This window comes from Pedobacter jeongneungensis (assembly GCF_000633455.1).
Lineage (GTDB): Bacteria > Bacteroidota > Bacteroidia > Sphingobacteriales > Sphingobacteriaceae > Pedobacter > Pedobacter jeongneungensis_A.
This window is the reverse complement of the sequence record NZ_AYMG01000004.1, coordinates 1-22502: the sequence shown is the minus strand read 5'-3', so window position 1 is coordinate 22502 and position 22502 is coordinate 1. Positions and strand designations below refer to the sequence as shown.

At 40.5% G+C, this 22502-nt stretch carries 21 protein-coding genes and 1 pseudogene; 14 read left to right on the top strand and 8 right to left on the bottom strand.

All coding sequences use genetic code 11. The features are described 5' to 3' along the window. Window positions 1-1686 precede the first annotated feature (1686 nt). The 5 genes from U859_RS0104140 to U859_RS0104120 all read left to right on the top strand — a co-directional run bounded on the left by U859_RS0104140 (window position 1687) and on the right by U859_RS0104120 (window position 7920). Window positions 1687-2223 carry a hypothetical protein gene (locus U859_RS0104140; RefSeq protein ID WP_025142166.1) on the top strand — a complete coding sequence of 179 codons (537 nt, stop codon included), beginning with the start codon at window positions 1687-1689 and terminating at the stop codon, window positions 2221-2223. Between the two features lie 92 nt (window positions 2224-2315). After that, complete coding sequence (locus U859_RS0104135; RefSeq protein ID WP_025142165.1) at window positions 2316-3110, top strand: molecular chaperone; 795 nt, start codon at window positions 2316-2318, stop codon at window positions 3108-3110. After that, window positions 3103-4116 (top strand): hypothetical protein, encoded by a 1014-nt coding sequence (locus U859_RS0104130; RefSeq protein WP_025142164.1) that lies wholly within the window; start codon window positions 3103-3105, stop codon window positions 4114-4116. The genes U859_RS0104135 and U859_RS0104130 overlap by 8 nt, the downstream gene beginning before the upstream one ends. 69 nt (window positions 4117-4185) lie before the next feature. After that, entirely contained in the window at window positions 4186-6912 is a 2727-nt protein-coding gene (locus U859_RS0104125; protein ID WP_025142163.1) for a collagen binding domain-containing protein, read from the top strand. A 441-nt stretch (window positions 6913-7353) separates the two neighbouring features. After that, window positions 7354-7920, top strand: coding sequence for a sensor histidine kinase (locus tag U859_RS0104120; protein ID WP_025142162.1), 567 nt, complete (start codon window positions 7354-7356; stop codon window positions 7918-7920). Between the two features lie 566 nt (window positions 7921-8486). Here U859_RS0104120 and U859_RS0104115 read toward each other — a convergent pair. From U859_RS0104115 to U859_RS0104095, 6 genes and pseudogenes are all read right to left on the bottom strand, one after another. After that, window positions 8487-9176: pseudogene (locus U859_RS0104115) on the bottom strand (SOS response-associated peptidase); the annotation flags it as partial. Window positions 9177-9335: 159 nt separating this feature from the next. Then, on the bottom strand, window positions 9336-9401 hold the full coding sequence (locus U859_RS32625; protein WP_410477220.1) for a DUF4113 domain-containing protein: 66 nt from the start codon (window positions 9399-9401) through the stop codon (window positions 9336-9338). After that, window positions 9398-9862: a hypothetical protein gene (locus tag U859_RS0104110; protein ID WP_025142160.1), complete on the bottom strand. Its 465-nt coding sequence runs from the start codon at window positions 9860-9862 to the stop codon at window positions 9398-9400. The genes U859_RS32625 and U859_RS0104110 overlap by 4 nt, the downstream gene beginning before the upstream one ends. A gap of 54 nt (window positions 9863-9916) precedes the next feature. Continuing rightward, window positions 9917-10279: a DUF6624 domain-containing protein gene (locus U859_RS0104105; protein WP_025142159.1), complete on the bottom strand. Its 363-nt coding sequence runs from the start codon at window positions 10277-10279 to the stop codon at window positions 9917-9919. A 104-nt stretch (window positions 10280-10383) separates the two neighbouring features. Continuing rightward, complete coding sequence (locus tag U859_RS0104100) at window positions 10384-11013, bottom strand: response regulator (protein WP_025142158.1); 630 nt, start codon at window positions 11011-11013, stop codon at window positions 10384-10386. Continuing rightward, window positions 11006-13012, bottom strand: coding sequence for an ATP-binding protein (locus U859_RS0104095; RefSeq protein ID WP_025142157.1), 2007 nt, complete (start codon window positions 13010-13012; stop codon window positions 11006-11008). The genes U859_RS0104100 and U859_RS0104095 overlap by 8 nt, the downstream gene beginning before the upstream one ends. Before the next feature lie 210 nt (window positions 13013-13222). Here U859_RS0104095 and U859_RS0104090 point away from each other — a divergent pair, with 210 nt between their 5' ends. From U859_RS0104090 to U859_RS0104070, 6 genes are all read left to right on the top strand, one after another. After that, the gene (locus U859_RS0104090; protein ID WP_162799852.1) at window positions 13223-13795 is read left to right on the top strand and encodes a hypothetical protein; all 573 of its coding nucleotides are present in this window, start codon (window positions 13223-13225) and stop codon (window positions 13793-13795) included. 10 nt (window positions 13796-13805) lie between these two features. Beyond that, on the top strand, window positions 13806-14435 hold the full coding sequence (locus U859_RS0104085; RefSeq protein ID WP_025142154.1) for a carboxypeptidase regulatory-like domain-containing protein: 630 nt from the start codon (window positions 13806-13808) through the stop codon (window positions 14433-14435). Window positions 14436-14631: 196 nt separating this feature from the next. Further along, window positions 14632-15033 (top strand): serine hydrolase domain-containing protein, encoded by a 402-nt coding sequence (locus tag U859_RS32455; protein ID WP_205314366.1) that lies wholly within the window; start codon window positions 14632-14634, stop codon window positions 15031-15033. Then, window positions 14937-15221, top strand: coding sequence for a serine hydrolase domain-containing protein (locus U859_RS32620; RefSeq protein ID WP_205314367.1), 285 nt, complete (start codon window positions 14937-14939; stop codon window positions 15219-15221). The genes U859_RS32455 and U859_RS32620 overlap by 97 nt, the downstream gene beginning before the upstream one ends. A 117-nt stretch (window positions 15222-15338) precedes the next feature. Then, window positions 15339-15998 carry a DUF6624 domain-containing protein gene (locus U859_RS0104075; RefSeq protein ID WP_025142152.1) on the top strand — a complete coding sequence of 220 codons (660 nt, stop codon included), beginning with the start codon at window positions 15339-15341 and terminating at the stop codon, window positions 15996-15998. Between the two features lie 455 nt (window positions 15999-16453). After that, complete coding sequence (locus tag U859_RS0104070) at window positions 16454-16633, top strand: histone H1 (protein WP_025142151.1); 180 nt, start codon at window positions 16454-16456, stop codon at window positions 16631-16633. Between the two features lie 79 nt (window positions 16634-16712). Here the strand turns inward: U859_RS0104070 and U859_RS0104065 are convergent, their stop codons facing one another. After that, window positions 16713-17726: a sensor histidine kinase gene (locus U859_RS0104065; RefSeq protein ID WP_162799851.1), complete on the bottom strand. Its 1014-nt coding sequence runs from the start codon at window positions 17724-17726 to the stop codon at window positions 16713-16715. A 302-nt stretch (window positions 17727-18028) separates the two neighbouring features. Beyond that, the gene (locus U859_RS0104055) at window positions 18029-18766 is read right to left on the bottom strand and encodes a LytR/AlgR family response regulator transcription factor (RefSeq protein WP_025142148.1); all 738 of its coding nucleotides are present in this window, start codon (window positions 18764-18766) and stop codon (window positions 18029-18031) included. Window positions 18767-19605: 839 nt separating this feature from the next. On the opposite strand from U859_RS0104055, the gene U859_RS0104045 reads away from it, so the two are divergent. From U859_RS0104045 to U859_RS0104030, 3 genes are all read left to right on the top strand, one after another. Continuing rightward, the gene (locus tag U859_RS0104045) at window positions 19606-20154 is read left to right on the top strand and encodes a hypothetical protein (protein ID WP_025142147.1); all 549 of its coding nucleotides are present in this window, start codon (window positions 19606-19608) and stop codon (window positions 20152-20154) included. Window positions 20155-20548: 394 nt separating this feature from the next. After that, window positions 20549-20881 carry a hypothetical protein gene (locus tag U859_RS0104035; protein WP_029985440.1) on the top strand — a complete coding sequence of 111 codons (333 nt, stop codon included), beginning with the start codon at window positions 20549-20551 and terminating at the stop codon, window positions 20879-20881. Between the two features lie 206 nt (window positions 20882-21087). Further along, window positions 21088-21606, top strand: a complete 519-nt coding sequence (locus U859_RS0104030; protein WP_025142145.1) for a hypothetical protein — start codon at window positions 21088-21090, stop codon at window positions 21604-21606. Window positions 21607-22502 lie beyond the last annotated feature (896 nt).

The window sequence follows — 22502 nt, the reverse complement described above, 5'->3', positions numbered from 1 at the left end:
GCACAAAAAGCGTAAAGGGTAGGTTCAATTGTTGAATAACCGAATCCACATTGTTACAGATGCTAAACAACTTATGCAAAAAAAATCGATCCTGAGAAAGGCATTATTGATTATACCTGCGTTTGAAATGTCCTGCTCTGAATTAGCGCTGATGATATCACAGTTTATTCCTAAGGGTTCTTTTTTTAATAACGAAGGCATCCGGTTTTAGATCATTATAAATTATTAGATACTTACCCCTAGGCCTGGGGGAAATGAAATTAATCAACATTTATATTCGCGCTTCTTACCGTCGGATATGTTTCCGTTGCGTGCCATGATACTCGGTGAACAAAACAACATGCCAAGGTGAGCAGTGTGAAAATTCCGCAATTTGCTAAAAATATTCCTCAGGCACGGCGATCAAGGCTATTTCTTTACATGCCGATAACTTCTATTAGACCTATTGCGTCTGGTATCTGTAGATAGAGGCTGCCAAACTGTTCGTGATACAGAAAGGGAGCGAAGCGTCAAAAGCATCGGTGAATCAACAGCGATCGATTATCGCAGGGAAATACTGACTAAATGAGATTGCCTTGAGCAATAATATTCGATTACCTATGGTTTTTTGTCACAAAGACCAGAACCACGTAGCCTCAAAGGAAAACCTAACGGAAAGGAATTTTACAGCAACTAGATGGCCATGCTGGTGAAAGAAAGTAAAAAGACGATAAATCGCATGGTGTAAGAGGTCTCGAATGATCCGCGAAGTCCTTATCTGATTAGGCGTAACAAATGGGCTGATTTTAAAAATTATACATAAACGCAGCAGTGGTAAGGGCTGCTTTGAATTCAATGCAAATAAATCTCCTAGCTGCCTATCACATGGGTGAATTCCTTGATTAGCACATTTCTTCGGGATAGCCTGTCCTTAGTGCCACGAAGTATTCGTGACTTTGATTCATCATTAAAAATATTTTCCAGCTTTTTATTCTTTTTCTTATAGCACTTAGTCCTGGCCTGGCGCGATGTTTTATAATAGGCACGGCGTAAGGGTTTTTAAAGTTTGTGAAGGAAAACAACGCGATGTGCTGAGACTATTTTTAAGGGGCGCTATGCACCCCATCCTGGACTGGCCACCGAAATTTAAAAACAGGAGCGGTGAGGTATGTATGAGATTGCTCAGAGATGGAAAGCTTTAGTGACCTAAAGAGACAGAATATTTTGTGCTTTATGTCGAAATAAGATTCTAGGATAGCATTTCGATTGATCCGGGACTGACAGGTGGGCAGCAGGGCATCAACATTGGATAATGATTTAATCTGGGGTGGCAAAGCGAAATGCCGATAAACCGGTTCCAGATAGCCTTTATTGTCAATCGCCTCAAAATCGAAAAAAAAAATTGTTTTAGATGATTTATTTAGATAGAAAAACAAGTCTTGACAATTGTCAATAAAAAAGAAGCTACATATGTGTCTGTCGATCAGTCATTTATCTAAAATAACATGTAAATATAGTAGTGTATTCTTTTTTAATATGATTTTAGTTATTTTTCATATTTTCTCAATTCGGAATAGCGATAACTTTGCACTCCATTCAAACAAGAAAGTAACATAAAATTTACAGACTAGCGTAAGTCTATCTTTTTGGTTGGTATTGACAAAAATAATATAAAATTTTAAAAAGCAAAATAATTAAACAAAAATCATGAAATCATTCATTTCAAGTATCTCAGTAATTGCATTAACATTAGTTGGAAAAGTAGCCATTGCACAAACTGATAACGCAACGCTTAATATCCGTCTTTATCCTATCCAGACTATTACAGTTAACCCGACCCAAAAAACGGTACACCTCGATTACAAAACTACTGCTGATTATACAGACGGAGTAAGTTTAGCGCAGGCTGATCACTTAACAGTTTACAGTACAGGGGCCTTTATCGTGAAAGTAAAATCAGCTTCCGCTAGCTTAACAGGCGCAAAAGCTAACATCGATGCCAGTGATGTAAGTATCAGTCCGTTAGCGGGTACAAGCAATCAATTGGCTAATGCCAGTTATACTGCCCGCAACCTAAGCAATACCGATCAGACGATCATTTCAAGCAATACCGGAAGTGTTAACAAGAACTTTAACATTACCTACAAAGCTGCAGGTGCTCAGAAATATGTAGATAAATACTTTAAAACTGAAAATCCAACAGTTTATACGACAACTGTAACCTATACTATTGAGGCAAACTAGTTATGAATTAATCCACATAAAGGCAATTTTGAGTGATACTCAAAGTTGCCTTTGTTGTATATTTGCCTTTTTAAAAACCATCCGCCGTTGTTATGAGAAAATTATTTTACTTTATGCCGCTTTTGATGTTAATGTTTTCTATTGCAGGACGTGCACAAACGGGCTTATCGGTAACTCCACCAAGGGTATACTTCACGGTAGCACCCGGAGAATCCCTGCGTCAGAAGATTACGGTAAGTAATGCGAGTAAAACTTCGACCCTGGATTTAAGTATTTCATTAAATGACTGGTCTTATGATGAAAAAGGGAACAACCAGATACACGATGCAGGCAGTACACCGGCATCATGTGCAAAGTGGGTGGCTATTCTTCCCTCTTCCTTTTTTTCACTTGCGGCTGGCGAACACCGCGACATTGAAATTCAACTTGCACCACCAGCAGATTTAAAAGATAGTATTGTGGTACATACAGCAATGCTTTACGTAAGTCAGCTTAATCCGGTTGATGATGTGAGCCAGAAAGGCACCAATATTAAAGTAGCTGTACGCACGGGGATTAAATTATACCAAAGGCTCCCTATAAGTAGAAATGCTAATCTGGATATACAAAATTTTACGAAGGTTAAAGAAGAACTGCTGCTAAAATTTGCCAATATCGGCAATGTTTGGGCTGATGGAACAGCGAGTTGCGAATTACTAAATAGACAAACAGGAAAAAAGGCGATATTAAAAGACGTAATTTTTTATTCGCTGCCAGGTAATAAACGTGATATTTATTTTGCCCTTCCGCAAACACTCGAAAAAGGAGAATATATCGCATCTGCAGTATTAAATTATGGCGATGATGCCACCGTAAAGTTAGCTGAGCTGGAGTTTAAACATGAATAGAATCAATATTTCACTTACCTTCACTATTTTTATGATAGCCGGCCTTTTACAACAAGCCCTGGCACAGCCACGCATTGGCGCCAGTAACCAAAATTACATGCAGGTAACTTCTTCGCAGACACAAACTTTTAGCAACGCTTATCAGGTTCAGCTTTCGCTCGAGGGAAACAACAAAAGCTATCCAAACTGGAGCCTTGCTACAGTTTTAAACCAGCAGATTACCAATAGCGAGGGTAAAACCCTTCCATACAACAAAATTAAATTAAAGCTGAGTGCCATTAACGGAGCAACCTTCCAGCAGATCGGAAGTGGCACCACCCCTGTTCCATTAAATGCAACCGGCATGCAAGCATTCCTGATCAGTTCTTCTAATTACCCATTAACAAATGGCAATGAGGAATTTTATAAAAGCATTGTAATCACTGTTGATGTAATCCTTGAAGGGGGAGGCTATCTAGATGCGCTAAAAACCTGGCAGGCTTATTCGATAAATCTGGCTTTTGTTCTGTTGGATAAAAACGGGACAGAGCTTGGCCGCTCTAGTGCGGTAAATGGTATGCAGATCCGTCCGGATGGGAATTACACTACACCGGCAAGCTATGGGATTCAGATTCAGGACAATGCCAGATCTGGATTATTAGAATTAAAAACAATGGCCGATTACACCAATGGTGCTTCGGTTAGTTATGCAAATGCACTAACCGTTACTGCAGCCACCCCTTATGCTATATTGGTGAGAACCAGCAGCGCAAATTTTAGTGCTGGCAACAATATCCTGCCGGTATCAGTCGTAAATTTACAGTTGAGTGCAGGTAGCTCTGCCGGAGCTACTGTAGCCTTATCAGAAACCAGTCAGAGCGTTGGTAGTGGCGGAAGCAGCACCACTAATGCCCAGGCGTATAAATATAACCTTCGCTATTTTACCAAAGCCAACGATAGCAGGCTGATGAACGCTGTACCCAATAATTATAGCGGCATATTAATATATGAGATTATTCCGCAATAAAATAGTCAAATGGCTTCTTTCGATCCAAGGATATTTTTATGGTTAAGCATCTTAATGTTATGCTCTAGCATGCCCTCATTTGCACAAAACAGTACTGAATGTAAAATCAGCACGGATAGCTTAATCAATATCGGCCGTGAAAAATTAATTTCCCTAAGCATCAGGATCGATAACAACAGCGACCAGGATTTTGAAGGCCATATTACACCGGTTTTACCTAAAGGCTTTGGCTTGGTTGCAGACCAGCCCATTAAAGTAAAGGTTTTAAAAAAAACACATATCTTTTATCCATTTAAATTTATTGTACTCAATAACGCGGATGCAGAAACGAGCCTAATGGTGTTTCAGCTCCACGATTTAAACAATACTTTACGCACACAGTTTAAAACAAGTATTTCTATGCTGCCTTTGCGCGCTACAGAACTTACTGTGCTTACGCCCAGCATCCTTTTAAAACAGATTGGCGATTCGCTAACTGTTAATCTGCTAATCCGTAACTCTGGTAATCAGGTTGAAGAACTAAAACTGATCGCCTCTTTCCCATCAGATAACGGGCAGGGGAAAAATGTGTTACAAAAAGACATCAGGTTGTCTCCGGGAACGGAGCAGCAAATAAGTTTCAGAAAGATAATTAACCGCGAACTGTATCAGCTTAATAATTTTTATATCAACATTGCAGGTATTTACAAAAATGGTGACCTTTTTGGTAATGGTATCACATATGTACAAAATGCGTCAGCAAACAGACAATTTGTAAATGCCGAAATACCTCAGGATATACTAAGAAGAAACTTAACCAACCAGATTTCACTCAGTGGCCAAAACCTCTTCAGCGATTCGCAATCTTGGCAGCTTAACGGCACCGGAGCCACTCAATTGGGGCACGGAATACTCGGCTTTAGCGTAGATGCCTATCAATGGAACAGCCTTGCTAACCGCCCGCTCATCAGCAATACCTGGATTAATTACGAAGGAGATAAAAAAGGGATCAAAATAGGCAATATTTCCGAAAACCTGGAAAGTTTTATTAACGGAAGAGGTGCAAAAATTTATACTAGGGCTGATGAAGACTTTCATGGTCTGGAAGCAGCCTTTGTACAAAAGTCTTATAACCTATTGGGCGATAATTTAAGCTACGGTTATTCTGCTTATGTAAAAACAAACCTAAAAGATACCATTGGGCGCGAGCTCAACAGTTCGCTTATTTTTGACTATGCCCCATTAGAACAAAGCAGAAGCATTTTATCTGCCAATACAGTTTCCCTGCTCAATAAACGCAGCCTCTTGATGAGCATTAACATTGGCGGCGGCTTTTCTCAGGATCTTATGAATCCGGATAACATCAAACCCTCTTTGGCATTGGGCACCAATTTTAGCGGCAACTGGCAAAAGTTAAACTTTAGCAGCAGCAATTTCTTTTCTACAGCTTATTACCCAGGCATACGCCGGGGTGTACTCCAGCTAAATGAGCGGATTAGCCATTATTTTGGAAAACACAATACTTGGTTAGGTTTGAGCCTCTACAGTTTTGATCCTGCTTACCAAAAAAATGTGTTTTTTTTCCAACGAAACTACTCGTTACAGCGTACGGAGGCCGGTTGGGCAATTCCAATTAAGATAAATTTAAATTTAACGCTTACCGCTTCACGCGATCAGGAAAAAGCAGAATACAACTTTTTGCAGACAGAAAGCGAAAGGTTAACAGCATACCGCTTAAATGAATCCATCAACTGGCACAGCACTGATTTTAAACAGAATATTTTTTTCTCCATGGATAATGGTTTTGGACAGAATATGAATGGAAAAACCGAACTTCAGCTCCGCTTAAATGCCACATGGTCTAACAGCTGGATGAACCTTAATACCTATTTGCAAAAAGGAAGTTTTTTACTTGCCGAATCTTATTACAGTGGGCTAAATAAGCAAAGAATCTACCGATTTAGCATCAGTCCTTCTTTTCATCAGTATTTCTGGAACAAAAAAATACGTACAGAAGCAGGTTTAATCTTTTATCGCGAAGCATTGTTTGGCAACAATACTACTTATACCGTTAAAGCAGATTATAAAATCACCCCTAAAGCAACTTTCTATATTAGTTCTTACGTATATCAGTATAGAACTAGCTTTGCGAATTCGTCATTCAGAAGTGTACAGGCCGGTATAACTCAAAAATTACCGGATCCCAGGCAGCACATTTCAGGAAAAAAAGGAAATATTGCCATCTTAATTTACAAAGACAACAACCTGAACGGTATTTTCGATGCAGGCGACGAACCTGCAAACTCAGGTACCATATTGGTCAACAAAATTATTTTCATTGTCCCAGCTAATGGAACTATCCAATACAATAAAGTACCTTATGGTGATTATAGTTTAAATATGCCCCTACAAAACGGGTATCAGATCATGCCGACGCATATCATTATCGACCAGAAGACCATGAAAATTAACGTTCCAATGCAGAAAAGCGGGAATGTAACAGGCCGAATCATTATCAATTTCAACGAAAACAAAAGTCTGCAATTCAACCCTTCGCTGGCAGGGATCAGCCTTTTAATAAAGGGTAAAGATGGAATGATCAGAGCAGTTAAAACTGGCGAGGATGGAGATTATTCTGTCTATCTCCCAGAAGGCACTTATCAGGCCTACCCAGACGTAATGCGTCTGCCAGAGCATATTTACTTTGATGGTGAACCGGTGCAGATTACCGTAAAATCGGCAACTGCCACAACGGTACCAAACATAACCTTAAAAGTTAGGGAAAAAAAGATTGAGGTCAAGCACTTTAAAAGTTAGGCAAACAAAAAATAAGGAAACAGCAGTTATGGATATCTGAAATATTAGAAATTATCCTGAAATGACTCGTATGAACTGGAATTATTGGCTTGGATTGTTTACGCTATTTCATAATGAACTAACTTAGCCTGACTGTGCCCTGTTTTATGATATAGACTGAAGTTGCGGGGCATTCAAACTATTTCGCGGTAATGATCATTGAGGTGGAAGTAGTGAAAGAAAATTCACCTGTTCAATCTGCCCTAAAGAAAATAGCTAGTGTATAGATGGTTAACCGGCTTTTGTTTTTTACCTGCTGGTTTTGATAAAACAGGTTCTCCACGGACTGATGAAGTAATTTATTCACCCAACTCTCAAATTCTGGAATTTATATTACATTGAAAAGGTGCAGTATCCCCTATCTTGATAAAACAGTTACCAATTCCTCAATACATAGTGCGAATGGAAAAAAACAATAATTTTTTTAGCGTTAAACAGTTTATGGCAGCTTATAACAACAGTAGCCTTCCAATTGCTGTTCATGTCGGGCATGACTATGCCATCCAATTTGCCAATGATGCCTTCTTGCGGAATACCGACGGCTCCAATACGATCCATGCGGACAGGGAGAAGCTATACAGTGTGTTTTCAAACCTGCTCAATAACGCCAGCAAATATTCACCTTTTGATACCACGGTTTCCATAGGATGCAGAAAGGAAGATGGCCAAATTATAACGGAGGTCTATGACGAAGGGCCTGGCATACCTGAAGGCGATCTTCAGTGGGTATTTGATAAATTCTATAGATCCGCACATCATCCTACGGTATCAGGCTTTGGAATTGGACTGTATCTTTGCGCAGAAATAGTATCAATGCATAAGGCTAGGGGTTTGGGAGTATCCTCAAATAAAAAACAGCTGGTCGAAAATATCTGTGGCAAAGTAAGTTCCGACCAATGCAAGCACAATTACCGTCCAGCACAGTTCAGTTTCGTGCTGAAATACCCAGGCGCCGATTTTTCGGTATAAAATTAATTTGTAAGGCATATATAGATTTGGGAAAATGATTGACTTGTTAACAACAACTCTTAGCACTAAAGGTTTTATTCTGCATACACTTATCGTATTCGGAAGTATTTAATAGTGGAATGGCATTCGTTATTACAGTTCGGTCATTTTGAGCTAATGGCTATTTGCTGTGCATGTTAGTTGTTTTTATACTTAACAGTTCAAAGTTCATATCCAGTGGTGGTGGCTGGTTTATCCATTTTTCTTGAGATCTGGCTTGCTCCGGATGCCGTAACATATCATTTAATAATTGATACAGTATCATATCGTTCGGGCCAGGCCTTTTTACTATCTGTCAACGAAACAGTCAGATAGTACTGGGCAGACATTCCAAGTCAGTCAGACAATGTTTCACGGGTTTAAAAAGGGAGATGAGTTTTGTTTGCCTAGAAGGAGCGGACCTGACCAGGCTCCTTTATGTCAATTGGCGATTGCATGAGTAAAAGAAGGTTTAATGCCATTATCACTAATACTTATGACACCTTTAAAAAGCATACTTAATGATTTAATAGGGTGATGAAACAGGATCAGACATCGTCATCAGTGTTTAATGGAAGCAATAAATCTGATCGTTGTTCGGCTTTTTTCAGAGTTGAAACAGTATTTACACGTTTGCCCACTTTAACGCGGTTCATCAGCTCCTGGAGAAAGGTATTTAGCACCGTCATTTTGGTGTCAAGCGGTAGCGTTTTGCTCAACCAGATCTCTTCTTCAGCTTTAGTCAGGATCACTGGCATACGCTTTTTATCGTGTATTTCTGCCACCAATGGATTTGCCTCGGTTGTCAATATGCCATAAGTACGGAACTTTTCTTCTTGTTCGGGATCAACCCATTGGGACCATAAGCCTGCAAAGCAAAACAGCTTCCTGTCTTTAACAGTGAAGCGGTAGGGTTGTTGTTCGCTTTTGGAATCTTTTTTCCATTCATAAAACCCGTCGGCCATCACTAAACACGTTTTATGATGGATAAGCAGTGGACGCCACAATTTGCTTTCCATTGCCGTTTCGCTTTTAATGTTCCAGGTATCACCTGTGAGTTTTAAACCTTCGGCAAAGTAGGGTACGATCCCAAACAACATTTGCTGAATGATGTCTGGTTCATCTGCAGTGATGACTAATCCCTTTTGTGTGATGGCAAGGTTATAATTAGGCGCACACTCTCCCTGGATCTGGTGTGGATGGGTTTTAAGTATTTCTTTTTCTTCGGCAGTTAAGGTATATCTGGCGCACGTATATTGGGCTTTTAAAAGCTATAACATGCCTGGATGCCAGTTGGTTTTACTTCTTCCTCCGCTTGGGTTTTGGCTGATCGTTAATTTGATTTAAAGCAGAAGCTTCCTTAAGTAAATATCTTTTAATAAGTGCCAGTAGTTCTTTCATTTTACTTTAATGATGTCTTTCCAGTTTGTGGTGTAGTGCGGACGCAGGAACTCTCGCTTCATCGTCCATTTTTGGTTTTTGCCCTCGCCGGCCATTCGCAGTGTCCTGCCCCGTAATGTGAGTTGAGTTGATCCAGCACCCTGGAAACCTGATCATACTTTTTGCCCTTGAATTCACTAAAGATGTTGAGCTGGACTTCTGATTCCGGTATCAGCCCAGTAGCGTTTACTTCGACCTTTTGATACTGGTAACCCATGAGGTAAATTTTATTCAGCCCCCAGTGTGCTGTGTTGATCAGGTCGGGGGTGTTATTTACCGGGTGTTCAAGGGGGATGGTGATCGAAGGGTAAGCCTGCAATTCCTGGTCAATAAACTTATTGGTTAACAGTTTAACCGATAAAACGGTGGTGCATAATTTTTCCCTGCGAAGCTTGCCGGCGAGCCTTGCAGCATAATTGGATGTGGCTTCCTTTAGTTCATGATAATCGCCTGTAAGCTTGCCGAATGCCCTGCTGGTACACATCCCTTTTTTGGGGTCAAGTATTGTTTTTAAGGGGATGCAGCTTTCACCCCAAAGCTATACCTGCGCTGTGACTAATTGTTCAATCATAGGGAGATCCTTTTCATAATTCTCCGTATTCCAATTATTAAGATAAGTTTGCATTGGAGGCATCCCCTTAGATTTGCGGCGTGTATCTAGATTATCTACGTTAGCTATAGGGTATGGATATGGCTTTCCAGATAGTCTATTGATAAATAACTGACTACCATAAAATTGTATTTTCCCCTGTCGCATATTAATTCGGTCTTCCAAAATAGCAAGGTTACTGGATAAGACCTCACCATCTTTCTCAACATCCTGTATAATAGGTAAGAATTTTAGTTGTATGCTCAAGTCAGCATATTGTATAACTAAGAACAATCCCTGCGCTGCATTCATACCTACCTATTGGCAACTTTGCCAACTTTTTTGATTGTAGCCTCTAAAAAACTACCCGGATGTATAATCGCATTATGGCTCTAATAAGGATGTGAAGAGTGAGCTTATAGAATTTTCTGCTGATGGGCGGTGGTAATGAGTTCAGCAACATTTTTAACTTCGAACTTTTGTAGCAGGTTCCGGCGGTGGGTATCAACGGTCAACGGGCTGAGGAAGAGTTCATCTGCGATCACCTGGCTTGTTTTACCCTGTGCGAGGAGGCTCAGGATTTGCTTTTCCCTCCGGGTGAGCTGTGGTGTACTCCGAAGTTCGTTTCGGCCTGGACGGCTGATGATCTCCATCACTTCACGGCTGTAGCAGATATTTCCCTGTACCGATTCGGAAATACATTTCCGGAGCTCATCCAGTGAGCTGTTTTTTAACAGGTATCCGCTTGCTCCGTTCTGGATGGTCTGCATAATGATGCTCCTTTCTGTGTGGTTGCTGAGGATGAGAATGATGGTACTCAGCGATGTTTTCTTGATTATCTGGCAGAGATCCATACCGTTGATATCAGGCAGGGTTACATCCAGTAGCACCAGGTCGACCCGGTTGGTCTCAATATACGCGAGCAGATCCGTCCCGTTATGGAAGCTGGCCACGATTTTTAGGTTTTGCTCGTTTTTCAGCAGCGTTTTGAGCCCTTCAACAACGATCGGGTGATCATCTACTATTAAAGTAAGCAGTCTATCCATCGGCTCTGGTTTTTAGTTCTATATCAATTTCTGTTCCTTCGCCTAAAGCGGAGTGCAGTTCAAATTTTCCCTTCAGAAATGCTACCCGGTTTTTCAGGTTTTCAAGGCCCATCCCTTTTTTGCCCTTCAGAGATGCAGTATCGAAACCTACTCCGTTGTCCTCAAAGGTAATAAAAACGGTGTCTTCATTTTGACTGCACTGCAAAAGAATGTTACTTGCCCCTGAATGCTTAAGGGCATTTGAGAGTAGTTCCTGGAGTATCCGATAGATATTCAGCTGTATATTCATTGCAATATCCCCGCCGAGGCCAAAGGTTTCAGCGGTGATCTTAAGGCCGTCTCGCATGTAAAATTCGCATAGATCCTTAATGGCCACCTCCAGCCCGAACTTGAGCAGCGTATCAGGAACCATATTGCGGGCAATGCGGCGCAGTTCGCTCACTGAACTGTCAAGCTGGCCGATAATCCGGTTCAGGTCGCGGTCTTCTGAGAGCCCAACCCTGGTATCGCTCCAGCCGGATAGCCCTATTTTTACCCCTGCCAGCATGCCACCGAGGCCATCATGAAGGTCTCTTGCAACCCGCTCACGCTCCAGTTCTTCACCATCCAGCATCGCTTTTGTCACCTTTAGCTGCTGCTTTTGTTCCAGCTCGCTCATCTGACGGCAATAATTAATCTCCCGCTCTGCGGCGAGCTTGCGCCTGGTTCGGGAGCTAAACAAAACTCCAATCAGGAGCATCAAAAGAAAAAAGCACCCCGTTCCAAGCAATAGTTTGTACAGCCTGTCATTGCGGGAGGCGAGTAGTGCCGCTTCATTCTGCGACTGAAGGGCTGTGATTTTCTGCCGGTTCTCTGCGCTGCGGTATCTGGTTTCGAGCTCATTGATCTTAACTTTGGTCTGATTGGCATTGATGCTGTCGCTGGCATCCCTGGCCTTGCTCAACCACTGCAGTGCTCCTTTGTAATCCCCCAGCTTCTCGCTTACTTTTGCCAGTTCTGAATAAATTTCTGCCCTGTCGTTGATTTTGGCCATTAAAGTTCCTTCGTTTACGATACCCAAAAGAACCTGCCTCGCCCTGCTGTATTTTTTTTGCTGGCTGTAGATATCATATCTGCGGAAGAAGAACTGGCTGTAAAGCTGCCCCTGGTTAAATTTTTTGGCTGAACGTATTCCTTTATCTACACTGATCAATGCTTGATCATAGTTTTCAATAGTCGTGTAGTAAAGTGCTTCATTGTAATAATAAAGGGTGTAGTTTAGTGATTCGGGGTGCGGTTCAAGCAGTTTTTGGGCCTGCTGGAGCAGTTTCCATGCTTTTGGCGGCTGTTTGTCGTAACAATAAATGCTTACCCCGGAAAGATACGCGAAGAGCAGATCGGTCGGGTGCTGCGGACTGCTTTCAAGTATCCCGATTGCCTGTTGATTGTAGGCAGCGGCTTTGGCGAACTGATAGTTGTTCATCAGAATGGTGGATAACTGGTTATAAAAATAGGCCACAAGCGCGGGTTTTCCGGCTTTCTTGGCGATAGGTATGGCTTTTTCCAGAGTAATGCCTGTTAAAAAACCATAGCCCATCTGATCTACGTTCATCAGGCCATAGTTATACCAGGCTGCGGCCAGCTTGGCGTATGCCTTTGACGTATGAAAGGCCGAAAGTGTCTGGGTTGCCTGTTTGAAGGCCGCCGACGCTTTTTTCTTGTTCCATGCAAAATAATACTGTCCCAGGTAGAAATCTGAAAGCGCGTTGAGGTAAGGGTCTTTGCCTGCCAGCTTCCTGGCCGCGTGCAAGTAAGACTCGCTTTTGACGGTATCCTTAAATTTCCAATACTCCACCAGTTCGAAATTGGCGCTGGCCTTTGCACTGTCTGGGCTTTTTTGTATTAACACCTGTTGGAGGCTGTCTAAGTGATGCTTTTCATCAAGTGGAACCTGTTGCTGGCTGAATACGCCGTACCAGAAAAGCTGGAATATCAATAGTAAAAGAATTTTTTTTTTCATGCCTGATCAGCTATCACCTCGGGGGCCGTAAAACGGTATCTCCCAGGATTTCTCTGTAAATATCAAAATATAATCTGCAACCCTCAGGCGTTTTTCTTCCGATAGCAGAAAATACCTAAAAACCAGTAGAAAAAAAACGGCAAAAAGTGGTATTTCTTTTGGCTGGCACTTGCAATATTTTTGCCTCCATACCTTAAAACAACATACGCGATGAGAAAAACAAGTTTTAAAGATGCTTTTCCCCGGGACCGGCCGTCCCTTTTCAGCAAGTTACTTTGTCTATTTATGATCACCCTAAGCTTATCTGCCTGCAAAAAGGATAAAAATGGTAGCCAGGCTGGTGGAGATTATTATTTCAGTGCCAAACTCGATGGACGCAAAGTCGTTTTCCACACAGTGAATTTTCAAGGCAGCGGTGCCGACGGACGCTTCGAACATATCGTTGTCGGCGGTTATGAAACATCTTTTCCAACCTCCGGTGGACCGGTACCACCGTCGCTGGACTTTGAAATCTGGAGGCTTGGCGGCAATATTACAACAGGCAGCTACGCTACCCCTGCCGAACCAAAAATGATTGCGCGGTATGCTGTGCAAAAATCTGATGGAACGCTGCTCTACAATACTTCCTTTGCTAACGATCTCTTTACGCTGAAAATAGAATCAATCAGTAAAACGGGAATGAAAGGTACTTTTGCAGGAACCTTAAGAAATATGGCGGGAGAGCCGGTAACAGTGAGCGAGGGGTCGTTCAACCTTCCTTATGAAACAATTGTCAATCCTTAAAAATGATAAGATGAAAACTACAAAATATTTTATTGCATTCCTTTTTACCATCTACGCTGGCCTTCATGCTGCAGCGCAGTATAAAGAACCAGAGAAAAAAGATAAGATCCAAGCGATATATCCACAAGTGGCTTTTGATTCTCTACAGGCAAAAAAAATGCTCGCAAAAGGCACCGCCGTCATCAAAGGCGTAGCCTTTACCAGGCAGAAACACCCGCTTGGATATAGCGTTCCGCTTTCGCCCAGAATACTCGCCAACAACATGACGGTAGTACTTTTACCGGTAACGTCTTATTTTGAAGACTGGTACAGGCTTCGTAAGGAAAAGGAGAGTACCAGAAAACGACGCTTTGTGTATCTCTCCAAAGATGCATACCGCTACAGGCTCGAGGCGATTACCAATAGCGATGGTGAATTTACCTTTCCCGACATGAAGCCTGGAAGGTACTTTTTGCAGGGAATGCTTGATTATACCCTGAAGGGTTCATATAATGCCTATACAGGTACCGGATACAACAACTATGGTGGGCAGACTGATTATTACCAGAAAAAAGAGTATAGCAAAAATATCCAGGACCGGATCGAGGAGTTTGTAGAGATAAAGGAGAATGGAGAAATATTAAAGGTAAAGCTGCATTAAAAATGGCCGCTGCAACAGATATGGCAGATAATGTGGCGGAAAGTATTTGAAAAACAAGCTAATAAATAATCAGGGCTGAAAAAATAAACTATTGGTTTTTAAATATAAATGTTATTGTGGTGTTCCGGAAGAGCATTTTAGCTGTAGCCATTCTTTTTAAAGTTGCGTCCAAGAGATATATAAAAATCACATGATAATGTTTAAATACCACCGAAGCTTGCTATGCGGGTTGTTTATTGTTTTATTCTCCTTTGGGATGCTTAAGGCACAAAACCTTAAGCACGGCATTGACAGCCTCATCTTAAAAGAATTCTCTAACCAGAATGGTCCGGGTACAGTTTTTATGGTTGCCCATGGCGGGAAAACAATCTATGAGAAAACTTTTGGTAAAGCAAACCTGGAGGTAGGTAATGGTCTCAAGGCTGAAAACGTCTTCGAGCTGGGTTCGATGACTAAGCAGTTTACTGCGGTGGCGATTATCATGCTCGAGCAGCAGGGGAAATTACTGGTCACCACCAGCTTTCCAAATATATTGCAGATCATCCCGCAGGGAAGGCAATCACCATACACCACCTGCTTACCCATACCTCAGGAATAAAGGATTTCACCAAAATTAAAACCCTATCAGAGATTGCCCAGAAGGAAATGACACCTAAAATGATGGTAGATTTTTTCAAAGAAGAGCCGGTAGATTTTGCTCCAGGGGAAAAGTTTGAATATAACAATTCGGGATATGTAATCCTATGCTATGTTACCGCAGAGATCGCAGCAGTGGCTCTCAGGTAACTTGGCAAGAAAGCTCGCAGCGCTCAGTAGCCGGACTTAAATTTAACTAACTCACCTACTTTAATTTCACGACAATATATCAGCACTCAATTTAAAATACAGAACTTAAACTTTACCATGAGAAAAACATTTTCCATTTGCCTATGTTTTGTGATCATAGGACTACATGCCATCTATGCACAGGAAATACCTTGTACAGACAGCGTAGCTTTAAAGGCCCAGCTAAAAAGTATCATGGATAACGATCAGCAGATAAGGGCAAAGATCCGTCAGGAGATGCCCTCTCAGAATGCGGCAAAGTTAAAGGAAATGGCACTTGAAATGCAATTGTCAGATAAGCAGAATCAACTTTTTGTAGCATCTTTACTCGACAGGTGCGGGTGGCCCAATAATCTGAACAGTATGGAAAACCATACCTTGTTTCTAGTGATTGATCATGCTGATACCGCATTCATGCGAAAATACCTGCCCTTGCTGGTCGAACAGGCTCAACTTGGAAATGTAGCGAAAAGTGATTTGGCAACTTTGCAGGACCGTATACAGCTTCGTAGCGGAAAAAAGCAGCTATATGGCACACAGACTTTTAGGATTGGCAGCATAGTTAACATCTGGCCTGTGGAAGATGCTAGTGGTCTTGAAGCCCGTCGCAGCTCTGTGGGGCTTCCCCCGATGGTAGATTATATCATGACCTTGGAGAGCAGTTATAAATCTAAGGTTGTCTGGGATAAAGAATTGTCTGCAGAGCAGGCTAATGAAAAGATGTACAAAAAAAACTGATAGCAACAAAATATCAAGATCCGGCATTAAAGCTTGGTTTTATCAAAAATCCAAAAAAGTTTTTAATCCAACTCTTATCCGAAATTTTGACGCCCTTAACTAAGGCTCCGTAATGCGTTCCTGTAATTATTCTAGCCATTGGTCTTTGGTTTATGTAGAGGGGCGTTTTTGAATAGATGTACATTCGGATTGTATTCTCGATGCATTAGGTAAGGCCTATTACCGGATTGAAAAATATTCTACTTCCTGCTTGGCCCTGGTCACTCTGCACTCTTTTGATTCGAAAACGCTCCTGGACGAATTTGATAATAGTAAGCAATTTAGGTAAAATTTGAAATAAGCAAATGTTGTTTGTAAAAGTCTTGCTTTCTGCAAAAATTATTATTTTTGACCTGCGCTTATGGTAAGCGTGAAACAACTTTAATATGGCCCGCGAGCCAAATAAGTAATAAATTATGGATAAATTCAAAAAAGTACAGGAAGTAATCTCTTCGGTAGAGGCAGACGTAACAAAATTCTATGATGGCGGTAATTCAGCTGCGGGAACCCGTGTTCGCAAGGCAATGCAGGACCTCAAAGTTTTGGCTCAGGAAATCAGAGCTGAGGTTACGGAGAAAAAAAATAGCGATAAATAATTCGTTACTACTGTTTTGGGAAATTGGCCGCCAGATTTTTTCGGCGGCTTTTTTGTTGCGCTGCGCCTCGCTTCTAGTTTTATCTTAGTGGCGAAGTGATCTGAACGATAAAATAATTCTCCTTTACATATTGCCTCATGACAGCTTCTTTGCCATAGGTAAGAAAAAGCCGCTGCCTTACGTTTTGTAGACCAGTGTGGTATCCTGAATCGTTCAGCCCGGTATTGATGAGGTTTTTGCTCATCACCATTATCTGAGAAGCCTTGACCCTGATTTTCAGCATTCCGGGATGTTGAGCATCGCTGAGGTTTCCATGTTTTAACATGTTTTCCAGGAGCGTGAGTATCACCAGGGGAACAAATTTCGCTCTTTTGGATTCATCATCGATGTCAAGTATAATTTCTGTATTTTCATCTTCCTGTCTGATTTTCCACAGGTCCAGCAGCAGTTTAGCAGGTCCGAGTTCATCTTCCAGAACGGTTAGCCCGGGGCCGTTACCACTCTCCAGGGCATATCGCATGATTTTTGCGAGTAATGATAGTGTCTTTGCTGCAGACGGGTTTGTTTTGTGAATGCTGCTGTAAATAAAGTTTAGTGTATTGAACAGGAAATGGGGATTGATCTGCGCCCTGAGAAAGGCATTTCTTGCATTGTTGAGCTCAATAAGGCTTTCCTTAGCCTTTAATGCTTCCTCATAGGCCCTTTTTTTCAAAAGTTCAATGTTGTCGCGTTCCTTGATGTAATACCGCAGGTAATAATAACCTGATGCCAGGAGGATAAAATATACGCTGCGCCAGATGCCCCCGGCAATGAATTTTTGATCCAGGATAATTTGATTTCTGCTCATCTGAGGATATAACAGCGCTATAAAGTGGTCTGTTCCAAACTTAAAGGCAAGAAAAAGGGCTATTTCAAATATCGTCAGTAGTGTTAGCTTCCATATGATATTTCTTCTAGCTGATGCGGCAACAGGAAGAACTACGAAAGCGTGGAAATAGAACAGCAGGATATTGACGGCGTAATGTAGAAGGTAAAAGCTGAGTTTGCTGAAAGTGCCCGTCGCCAGGGCTACGGAAAAAGACTCGTATAGCATGTAAGCACACCATGCCCCAAGGTGAAATAGCCAATTGCCTAGTTTATTTTTTAAGTTAAGTATCGGTTTTGCGTAAGTCGACATAAGCCTTGCGTAATAAGTTCGAATTTGGTTTTTTATAGGGCTAAGTTTCTTTTATGAAACATTATAGCCACACTAAACTGAGCAAGAGAACGGTGTTTGTTTTCCGCTCCGGAGAAGAAAAAAAGGGAACCAGTACTGATCCTACAGAAACGAGTCTGACCATTATTACCGTTGGGACGGGCGCTGTGCAAGATGGCAAGCTACCTTCGAATAAAAGATCAAACCCGCTTTGACACCCATATCTTCTCACCGACGAAGTCGCAGAACCTGGCCTTATAAGGACTGGTCATCGGTATGGGGTGCTTTCCCAGATAAACGATGTTCCCTACTATACGCGTTACGTAGGAGCCGTTTATCAGGTAGGATTTATGGACCCTGAAAAATTTATCATCCGCGGTGAGGATATCTGAAATCTCCTGTATGGTCATGTATATGGTGAAACGCTCATCTTTGGTGAATATATCCACATAGTTTCCTGCGCCCTTGAAATGGGTGATGGCCGATAAGTCTATCCTGTCGACAACTCCCCGTCTTCCCGGACGAAAAAAGGCAAGGTCATCATAACTGAATCTGCTCAGCTTTTTTACAAAGCATTCTTTAAGTACCCTGTTGACTACTTTTGTAAAAGTTTCAAGCTCTATTGGTTTAAGCAGAAAGTCTTTTGCCCTCACATCAAATGCCTGAAGCGCGTATCTGTCGTGTGCGGTAGTGAAGATAATATTGGGGGAGATATCGCGAAGATTTTCGGCCACCTGTATACCCGAGAGGCCCGGCATATCGATATCAAGAAAGATAAGGTCAATATTTTGATCGATGCTGAGTTCAGCGAGTGCCTCGATAGGCTTTGTAAATGTTTTGGTGACGTTTAGGTTCGGGAATTCCCCAATGTGATCGGTGAGCAGACGTATAGCTGACCAATCATCGTCCACAATGGCACAATTATAGGTCTTTTTCATAAAGTAAAGGTTGATTAGTGCTAAAATAAGATTTTTTACTCTTATAGGGAATACGTAAATGTCACTAAATGATTACTTTAAGTCGTGTTGAGGGTAGTGGAACCAGATAATGATTACCTTTCAGAGAGTTAGTGAAAGTTATTTCTACAGCCCTTTTCTAAAATTCGCAAAGCTTACAGTTGAATTTAGAAACCCTGAAATAGAAACAAAAAAAGTTTTCCTTTTTTCAGACCCACCATTATACCTGGAAAATAAACGATAGAATAGTGCAATTAGTTAGTAAAATGAAAATAGATTTTGGACAGACTCCACATAATATAATCACCGATAAAAAAAAATACATCATTGAAATTGAGAAATACAGAACGGATGAAATGCATCTATTTATATGCAAGCCAGATTTTGAAAAAAATTGAGCGGAAAATTGAACAGTGGGCAAGTTTCAGCCTTCAAATAGGTATATGAAAACCTTTCTTTCATTTCAATCAGACCACGCCTTTTCAGTTTTTTTCTAGCCAGGGGCTGGCAAAATATTAAATCATAATCGCTAAAAAAACAATTAACCCAATCTTAATACTTATATCTTTTTTCTTCGCGGCATCCTAACTGAGCTAACCACAATAATTTTCGCAAACCATTTTTGGAATGTTAATTGCTCTCTCATTGATTTAGAACGACTGTGACAGTTAGAACACTATTTTTATTTATCGTGTTCATTAAGATGGTAACTTGAAGAATGGAAAACTAAATTATTTAAAAATTATCGTGGAACTGGTTCACTATGCCCCCTCAATCTCCCAGTAAGCGCAAAACCCTTACACCCTAAATTTCCTAGACATATGAAAATAACACCGGTTCTTTTTTGCTTTTTGATTCTTATCTCTTGCAATGAAGAGAAAAAAGTACACCTTGCAGACAGGAAGAAAAGTGACATGATAGTTAATGCTAAGCCTAAACTAGCAAAAACTGATACTTTAGTTAAAACAACGTCATCCATAAAGAAAAACATATTTCCGATTGAAGGGAAGTATGTGATTCAAAAAGACGATTCGTCGTGTGAAATAAGCTTAGTGCTTTTTTACAAGAGAGACCAACTAGTTTACAAATTGACTACTAATACAAGAACCTTAACAGATAAGGCTAAAATAGAGCTTAACGAGGCTAAAGACGGCTACTATCTCACACTTACAAACATTGAGTGGAGTGAGAACGAAGGCGCATTAAATGATGAAGGTGAGCCAATTGATCCAGATATAACTCTACCAACAGAAGTTCAAGGCCTATTACAAAAAAATCAAATTACAATCCAAAATGCAGGTAATTCTATGAATTATTATGTGCAAATTGGAGAGTGTGATGCTAAGTACATCCAGTTAATTAAAAAATGAAGCCCTAATTAATTCAGGCCATACCATTTAGGAAAAGCTTTAAAAAACTTAATTCTTGCTGGTCCTATATATGATAAAACCAACAAATAATATATCTCTTTCACGAGATATATTTATTTGCTATTCTTGTTTTTATCGGTGTATGGAATAATAACTTTTAACTTTTCAGGCATATAAAGCCGATGAAATAGATAAATGAAAGCAAAATATATTTTCATAATAGCATCCGTCTGATTGACCGTGTTGCCTGAAAGTAGGCTAACAGGCTATACACCGATATCTGCCGGCCACAAAATACTGGCCTCAAAGATCGGTGCTAACAGCGGTTTCGGTAACCGAAAAACCGCAGAGCCCTTGGCGGCTGGATAAGCCATGCCCTACAGAGCTGCTCAGAATGCCCGTTTCCATAGAGGTGATGGCAATTATTCCGGATCATCCACCAAAGTTTTTTATCTATGAGGGCGTGCGGCATGAGGTTACAAAAGCCGATGGCCAAATCAAAAATGCAATCCAGTCACTGGTTGTTATGGAAGCTAGGTATAACGAATCTTTTGATTGGATCAATAGTGATCTTGTAAATGATATCATGAATTCTTGTCGCGGACATATTTATGATGCGATGGCAGCCTGCTCAATCAGAGAGGTAAAAGTCAAGGGTGGCGAACCTTTTTGGGATGAAAAGGTAAAAAAATGTATTCACTCAAAGGCTCACCGAAAAGTCGGGTAGCGTAGAGTTTATTGGTCTTTAGACTTTAAAGTACCTCAAATTAGCTATTTGGATTTTATCAGGTCAGCTGTATACAAATCTCTATAATTTATTCTACACACATATCACGCGCAAATTGGTGAAAAAATAGAGAACGCTACAATTGTCCGTAGGTTGTCGAACACATCTGGGTTGCATTTGCGATTGATTTGGAAAAATCTGACTCATTGTTAAACACAATTATAAAATCAGCCGATATCCAGAAGTTAGAATTTTTAATAGATAGGATGAAGATCGAGGATGTTCTAGATAAGGACGAAAAAATCAGAGATGTCTGGGGAAAAATACTCTCTATTGCGGAAGTCTCGGATGATAGACATCTCAAAGAAAAAGCATTTGAAATGGTATACTTTGCAAAACTATTAGCAAATTTAACAATAGCGGACTTTGACCTGTTCAATAGGACAATTTCGCTTGAGAAGGCAGATGTAAATACCTATCGACTTTTAAAAATCGTTGAGACAAAAATTCGCACCAACAATTACGAGATGGCAGGCCAACTGCTGGAGCTGTTGCTACAGAAGATTTCCGCAGATGCGTACTTTGATGAAAGTAAACTGATCGAGATTTTAGAACATCTTTACAAGAACGGACAGATAAAGTATGCGGATCGGATAGCAATAGGTGCAGTTGAAAGGGGAAACTTTGGTGCTGTCATATACAACAATTATCATTTGGTAACTTGACATTGGGATCTACATCGTAAACCTAAAAAGAAAGTTGTTTATTCATAACATATTTAATCAAAATCAAAATAATTCCTAATCATTATATTGCTTTTAATGCTGTTCGCGTCTAAAGCGTATAAAGAAAATTATCAATACCAATAAATAAGGAAGAGCAAAGAGTACTCCTGGCCATGGCTCGTCCCACATCAACAGTAGTGAGAGTAATATTAATATAGTTGGTAGTAGAAAAAAGCTTGAGGTACTCCTTAGTGGGCAGGATCTCATAGCATTATTAAGGTTAAATAATACTGGCAAAGTGCTAATAGCAAGGCAGATATTAATACCGACTGCAATACCATAAGGCAAGTTAATAAAATCAGAATCAGCTGCACCGATTACCTTCGTTTTTTGTAAAACGAATACCCCAAATAGACACAGTATAGTGGAAATCAGAAAACAATAAAGTATAATCCTCAGGTATTTCATATTGTTGTGCTTTAACTTTTATTAGTTTAAACAGACTACATTAGTTATTGTTTATGCACGACTTTTTTAAGACTTCACTTATTTATATTTAAAATTGATCGATTTAATTTAACCAGCAAAGTAACGGTATTGCTCCTTAGGGATAAACTATAGTCAAACATTTTTAACATTACCTCTTTACCCTGTCTAATCGTTTGAAATCATTGTCTTCTAAAATCACTTATAGATCACTTAAGGCAATTTCAAAAAAAAAATCCTATAATTGCTATTTAGAATGCGATTACAAGGCTTTTAAGCACTTTTAAGAGGCCTTCTTCAATTATTTGAAGATTAAATCGATTGCAATTTTAAACTTCTTATTTTCGCTTTTCTGTTCTGCATATTTAATTAGCCAATCGTAACAAGAAGTGGGGATTTCGGCAATAGTA

Excerpts from the sequence above, each read along its gene's own strand:
- U859_RS0104140 (WP_025142166.1), top strand. The coding sequence starts at position 1,687 with ATGAAATCATTCATTTCAAGTATCTCAGTAATTGCATTAACATTAGTT.
- U859_RS0104135 (WP_025142165.1), top strand. The coding sequence starts at position 2,316 with ATGAGAAAATTATTTTACTTTATGCCGCTTTTGATGTTAATGTTTTCT.
- U859_RS0104095 (WP_025142157.1), bottom strand. The coding sequence starts at position 13,012 with ATGAAAAAAAAAATTCTTTTACTATTGATATTCCAGCTTTTCTGGTAC.
- U859_RS0104055 (WP_025142148.1), bottom strand. The coding sequence starts at position 18,766 with ATGAAAAAGACCTATAATTGTGCCATTGTGGACGATGATTGGTCAGCT.
- U859_RS0104130 (WP_025142164.1), top strand. The coding sequence starts at position 3,103 with ATGAATAGAATCAATATTTCACTTACCTTCACTATTTTTATGATAGCC.
- U859_RS0104035 (WP_029985440.1), top strand. The coding sequence starts at position 20,549 with ATGCCCGTTTCCATAGAGGTGATGGCAATTATTCCGGATCATCCACCA.
- U859_RS0104100 (WP_025142158.1), bottom strand. The coding sequence starts at position 11,013 with ATGGATAGACTGCTTACTTTAATAGTAGATGATCACCCGATCGTTGTT.
- U859_RS0104125 (WP_025142163.1), top strand. The coding sequence starts at position 4,186 with ATGCCCTCATTTGCACAAAACAGTACTGAATGTAAAATCAGCACGGAT.
- U859_RS0104075 (WP_025142152.1), top strand. The coding sequence starts at position 15,339 with ATGAGAAAAACATTTTCCATTTGCCTATGTTTTGTGATCATAGGACTA.
- U859_RS0104105 (WP_025142159.1), bottom strand. The coding sequence starts at position 10,279 with ATGAATGCAGCGCAGGGATTGTTCTTAGTTATACAATATGCTGACTTG.
- U859_RS0104110 (WP_025142160.1), bottom strand. The coding sequence starts at position 9,862 with ATGTGTACCAGCAGGGCATTCGGCAAGCTTACAGGCGATTATCATGAA.
- U859_RS0104065 (WP_162799851.1), bottom strand. The coding sequence starts at position 17,726 with ATGCTATACGAGTCTTTTTCCGTAGCCCTGGCGACGGGCACTTTCAGC.
- U859_RS0104090 (WP_162799852.1), top strand. The coding sequence starts at position 13,223 with ATGAGAAAAACAAGTTTTAAAGATGCTTTTCCCCGGGACCGGCCGTCC.
- U859_RS0104070 (WP_025142151.1), top strand. The coding sequence starts at position 16,454 with ATGGATAAATTCAAAAAAGTACAGGAAGTAATCTCTTCGGTAGAGGCA.
- U859_RS0104045 (WP_025142147.1), top strand. The coding sequence starts at position 19,606 with ATGAAAATAACACCGGTTCTTTTTTGCTTTTTGATTCTTATCTCTTGC.
- U859_RS32455 (WP_205314366.1), top strand. The coding sequence starts at position 14,632 with ATGTTTAAATACCACCGAAGCTTGCTATGCGGGTTGTTTATTGTTTTA.
- U859_RS0104085 (WP_025142154.1), top strand. The coding sequence starts at position 13,806 with ATGAAAACTACAAAATATTTTATTGCATTCCTTTTTACCATCTACGCT.
- U859_RS0104120 (WP_025142162.1), top strand. The coding sequence starts at position 7,354 with ATGGAAAAAAACAATAATTTTTTTAGCGTTAAACAGTTTATGGCAGCT.